Source organism: Streptococcus halitosis (assembly GCF_027691175.1).
In the GTDB taxonomy this organism is placed as follows: domain Bacteria; phylum Bacillota; class Bacilli; order Lactobacillales; family Streptococcaceae; genus Streptococcus; species Streptococcus halitosis_A.
The window spans coordinates 1-5,634 of sequence record NZ_JAQFBD010000010.1 but is presented as its reverse complement, the minus strand read 5'-3'; the positions used below and the strand labels follow the sequence as shown (position 1 = coordinate 5,634).

The following is a 5,634-nucleotide window of genomic DNA, read 5'->3' as shown; positions in this document are numbered from 1 at the left end:
ACGGTTGTTGGTCGTGTCTTGAATGATGGGGCGACTTATACAAATAACTTTACATTGACAGTCAACGATGCCTACGGTGTTAAGTCAAATATTGTTCGTGTAACGACTCCAGGTAAACCAAATGATCCTGACAATCCAAACAACAACTACATCAAGCCTTTGAAAGTTAACAAGAACAAGCAAGGTGTGAATATTGATGGCAAAGAAGTTCTAGCTGGTTCAACGAACTACTACGAATTAACATGGGATTTGGATCAATATAAAGGTGATAAATCTTCTAAGGAAGCAATCCAAAACGGCTTCTACTATGTAGATGATTATCCAGAAGAAGCCTTAACCCTTCAACCAGAATTGGTTAAGATTCGTGATCTAGAGGGCAACCTTGTATCAGGTATCAGTGTTCAACAATTTGATAGTTTAGAAGCTGCTCCTAAGAAAGTTCAGGACTTGTTGAAGAAAGCAAACATCACTGTTAAAGGTGCTTTCCAACTCTTCTCAGCTGATAATCCAGCCGAATTCTACAAGAACTATGTAGCAGCAGGAAAATCATTGCTCATCACAGATCCGATGACAGTTAAACCTGAATTTGGTCAAACGGGTGGTAAGTATGAAAACAAAGCCTACCAAATTGATTTTGGAAATGGCTATGCTACAGAAGTAGTTGTCAACAATGTACCGAAAATCACACCTAAAAAAGATGTGACAATCAGTATGGATCCAAGTAGTGACAATATTGATGGCCAAACTATTCCGTTGAACCAGTACTTCAATTATCGTTTAATCGGTGGTTTGATTCCACAAAATCATTCTGAGGACTTGAATGACTATAGTTTTGTAGATGATTATGACCAAAAAGGTGATCAATACACTGGAAACTATAAAGTTCTTGCCAAGGTTGATATCCGATTGAAAGACGGTCGTGTTATCAAGGCAGGGACAGACTTAACCGCTGAAACACAGGTTGAACATGACCAAGATAAGGGAATGATTACCATTCGCTTCAAGAAGGAATTCCTTCAAGAGATTCAGTTGGATTCTCCATTCCAGGCTGAGACTTATATTCAAATGAAACGAATTGCTGTTGGAACCTTTGAAAATACCTATGTAAATACTGTGAACAAAGTTGCTTACGCTTCAAATACAGTTCGCACGACAACGCCAGAACCTAAGAAACCAGAGGAGCCAACAACTCCTACTCCAAATCCAAATCCAAAAGGAAACCCTACTCTACCTCAAACAGGTACAAATGATTCAAGCTACATGCCATATCTTGGTCTAGCAGCTTTAGTAGGAGTTTTAGGACTTGGTCAGTTGAAACGAAAAGAAGACGAAAGCAACTAAGCTCTAAAAGTTAAATAGAAAAGAGGAACTCTGTTTCCTCTTTTTTAGGCTCATTGTCAACTGTAGTGGGTTGAAGAAAAGCTAAGCTCGAGAAAGAACAAATTTCGTCCTTTCTTTTTTGATATTCAGAGCGATGAAAATTCTCTTTTTGAAGTTTTCAAAGTTCCGAAAACCAAAGGCATTGCGTTTGATAAGTTTGATGAGATTATTAGTCGCTTCCAATTTTGCGTTGGAATAGGATAACTGAAGGGCATTGACGATTTTCCCTTTGTCCTTTAGAAATGTTTTAAAGACAGTCTGAAAAAGAGAATGAACCTTCTTTATATTGTCTTCAATGAGTCCGAAAAATTTCTCTGGTTCCTTATTCTGAAAGTGAAAAAGCAAGAGTTGATAGAGGTGTGTCAAGTCTTCTGAATAGCTCAAAAGCTTGTCTAGAATTTCTCTATTCGTTAAGTGCATACGAAAAGCAGGGCGATAAAATCTCTTATGGCTGAGTTTACGGCTATCTTGTTGAATGAGCGTCCAGTAGCGCTTGATAGCTTGTGTTCTGCCCTCAAGAACAGTGATGATATTGAGCTTTTCAAAATCTTGCGCAATGAAACTCATCTTTCCCTTAGTGAAGGCATACTCGTCCTAGGACATAATCTCAGGCAGACGAGAAAAATCATGCTTAAAACGGAAGTCATTGAGTTTGCGAATGACAGTTGAAGTTGAAATGGAAAGTTGATGAGCAATATCAGTCATAGAAGTTTTTTCAATCAACTTCTGAGTAATTTTTGGTTGATCATACGAGGGATTTGGTGATTTTTCTTGACTAGGGAAGTCTCAGAGACCATCATTTTCGAGCACTGATAGCACTTGAAACGTCGCTTTTTAAGGAGAATTCTAGTAGGCATACCAGTTGTTTCGAGGTAAGGAATTTTAGAAGGTTTTTGAAAGTCATATTTCTTCATTTGGCTTCAGCAATCAGGACAAAGTGGGGCATCATAATCCAATTTAGCGATGATTTCCTTGTGGGTATCCTTATTGATGATGTCTATAATTTGGATATTAGGGTCTTTGATATCGAGTAGTTTTGTGATAAAATGTAATTGTTCCATATGGCTCTTTCTAATGATGGTTTGGTTGCTTTTCATTATAGGTCATATGGGACTTTTTTCTACAACAAAATAGGCTCCATAATATCTATAGGGGATTTAACCACTACAAATATTATAGAGCCAAAATAAATGAAATTAAAAAGAAGATGGTGTGGCCATCTTCTTTTTAATTTCATTTATAAATATGTTAGATTTATCGATAAATGAAGGGGGGAGAGTAAATGTTTGCATCCCGCATCATAAAATGCTACTATGGATGGTAGATGATTAATTTAGATAAGAAAGGGATTAGAATGAAAAATAAAAAAGAAGTCTATGGATTTCGTAAAAGCAAAGTTGCCAAAACTTTGTGTGGTGCTGTTTTAGGAACTGCTTTGATTGCTTTTGCAGACAAAGCAGTATTTGCTGACGAAGTTACAGAGACAACTAGTACAAGTACAGTTGAGGTAGCTACCACAGGAAACCCAGCCACAAATCTACCTGAAGCTCAGGGTGAAATGAGCCAAGTTGCCAAAGAGAGCCAAGCTAAGGCTGGTTCTAAAGACTCAGCTTTGCCAGTAGAAGTATCATCAGCTGATTTGGATAAAACAGTTGCCGATGCAAAATCTGCAGGAGTTAAGGTAGTTCAAGATGAAACAAAAGACAAAGGAACAGCCACAACTGCTACAGAAAATGCTCAAAAACAAGATGTGATTAAAAGCGACTATGCTAAACAGGCTAAAGAAATAAAGACAACAACTGAAGCATATAAAAAAGAAGTCGCAGCTCATCAGGCAGAAACAGATAAAATCAATGCTGAAAACAAAGCAGCGGATGACAAGTATCAAAAAGATCTAAAAAGTCATCAAGAAGAAGTTGAAAAAATCAACACTGCTAATGCAACAGCTAAAGCAGAATATGAGGCTAAGCTAGCACAATATCAAAAAGATTTAGCAACTGTCAAAAAAGCAAATGAAGATAGTCAACAGGATTATCAAAATAAACTTTCAGCTTACCAGACGGAATTAGCTCGAGTACAAAAAGCTAATGCTGAAGCTAAAGAGGCATATGATAAAGCAGTAAAAGAAAACACTGCAAAGAATGCAGCGCTTCAAGCTGAAAATGAAGCGATTAAACAACGTAATGAAACTGCAAAAGCAACTTATGAAGCGGCAATGAAGCAGTATGAAGCAGATCTTGCAGCTGTTAAGAAAGCTAAGGCAGATAATGATGCTGATTATCAAGCTAAATTAGCAGCTTATCAGACAGAATTGGCTCGAGTACAAAAAGCTAATGCGCAAGCTAAAGCAGCCTATGAAAAAGCTGTTGAAGAAAACACAGCCAAAAACACAGCGATTCAAGCTAATAATGAAGCGATTAAGCAACGTAACGCTACTGCAAAATCGACTTATGAAGCAGCGTTGAAGCAATATGAAGCAGATTTGGCGGCAGTTAAGCAAGCAAATGCTACCAATGAAGCAGACTACCAAGCTAAGCTAGCCGAATACCAGACGGAATTAGCTCGCGTTCAAAAAGCTAATGCTGAAGCTAAAGAAGCTTATGAAAAAGCAGTAAAGGAAAATACTGCTAAAAATGCTGCACTCCAAGCTGAGAATGAAGAAATCAAGCAACGCAATGCTAAAGCCAAAGCAGACTATGAAGCTAAAGTTGCAAAATATGAAGCAGACCTTGCCAAGTATAAGAAAGATGTAGATGAGTATCCACAGAAACTCAAAGAGTACAATGAAGAGCAGGCAAAAATCAAAGAAGCTCTAAAAAAACTTGAACAAACTAAGACAGAAGACGGAAATTTGACGGAGCCATCTGCTCAAAGTTTGGTGTATGATTCTGAGCCAGATGCTAAATTATCTTTGACAACAGAGGGTGGCACACTTCTCAAATCCTCTGTAGTTGATGAAGCTTTTAGTAAAAGTACATCGAAAGCCAAATATGATCAAAAAATCTTACAGCTAGATGACTTAGATATTAGAGGGTTAGAGAAAGCTGATTCAGCTACTTCAACTGTTGAGTTGTACGGAAATATTGGGACTAAATCAACCTGGACTACCAACGTGGGGAATAATACGGAGGTGAAATGGGGCTCAGTACTTTTGAAACGTGGCCAAAGCGTAACTGCGACTTATACTAACCTTCAAAAAACGTACTACAATGGTAAGAAAGTTTCCAAGATAGTCTATAAGTATACTATAGATGAAGATTCGAGATTTAAAAATCCTAGTGGAAATGTATGGTTGGGAATTTTTAGTGACCCAACGCTAGGAGTTTTTGCGTCGGCATACACAGGTAACACAGAGCAGAATACATCAATTTTTGTAAAGAATGAATTCACCTTTTATGATGAAAATGACCAACCAATTAATTTTGACAATGCCCTTCTTTCAGTAGCATCTCTAAATAGAGAAAATAATTCTATTGAGATGGCCAAGGATTACACTGGTAACTTTATTAAAATTTCCGGTTCATCTGTTGGAGAAAAAGACGGAAAGATTTATGCCACAGAAACCCTGAACTTTAAACAAGGGCAAGGTGGAGCTCGCTGGACAATGTATAAAAATAGCCAGCCTAATTCAGGATGGGATTCATCAGATGCTCCAAACTCTTGGTATGGTGCAGGAGCAATTCGAATGTCAGGAACAACTAACCGTGTGACAGTTGGTGCAACTTCTGCTACTTTAGTAGTTCCTTCTGATCCAGTTATGGCGGTTGATACAGGTAAAAGACCAAACATCTGGTACTCACTCAATGGTAAGATTCGTGCCGTTAATGTTCCAAAAATTACCAAGGAAAAACCAACTCCGCCAGTAGCACCAACTGAACCACAAGCTCCTACTTATGAGACAGAGAAACCATTGGAGCCTGCTCCAGTAGCGCCAAGCTATGAAAATGAGCCAACACCACCGGTAAAAACTCCAGATCAACCGGAACCATCAAAACCAGAAGAGCCAACATATGAGACAGAGAAACCATTGGACCCAGCTCCAGTAGCACCAAGCTATGAAAATGAGCCAACACCACCGGTAAAAACTCCAGATCAACCGGAGCCATCAAAACCAGAAGAGCCAACATATGAAACGGAGAAACCATTGGACCCAGCTCCAGTAGCACCAAGCTACGAAAATGAGCCAACTCCACCAGTTAAGACTCCAGATCAACCAGAGCCATCAAAACCAGAAGAGCCAAATTATGATCCATT

2 protein-coding genes and 1 pseudogene are annotated in these 5,634 nt (G+C 38.5%); 2 read left to right on the top strand and 1 reads right to left on the bottom strand.

Annotated features, from left to right (window positions below; all coding sequences use genetic code 11):
- On the top strand, positions 1–1,341 hold a 1,341-nt coding region (locus PG086_RS09630; RefSeq protein WP_270748842.1), incomplete at its 5' end, for an SspB-related isopeptide-forming adhesin.
- An 81-nt stretch (positions 1,342–1,422) separates the two neighbouring features.
- On the opposite strand, the pseudogene PG086_RS09625 reads toward PG086_RS09630, so the two are convergent.
- A pseudogene (locus PG086_RS09625) lies at positions 1,423–2,441 on the bottom strand (transposase).
- A 293-nt stretch (positions 2,442–2,734) separates the two neighbouring features.
- Here PG086_RS09625 and PG086_RS09620 point away from each other — a divergent pair.
- On the top strand, positions 2,735–5,634 hold a 2,900-nt coding region (locus PG086_RS09620), incomplete at its 3' end, for an antigen I/II family LPXTG-anchored adhesin (RefSeq protein ID WP_270748841.1).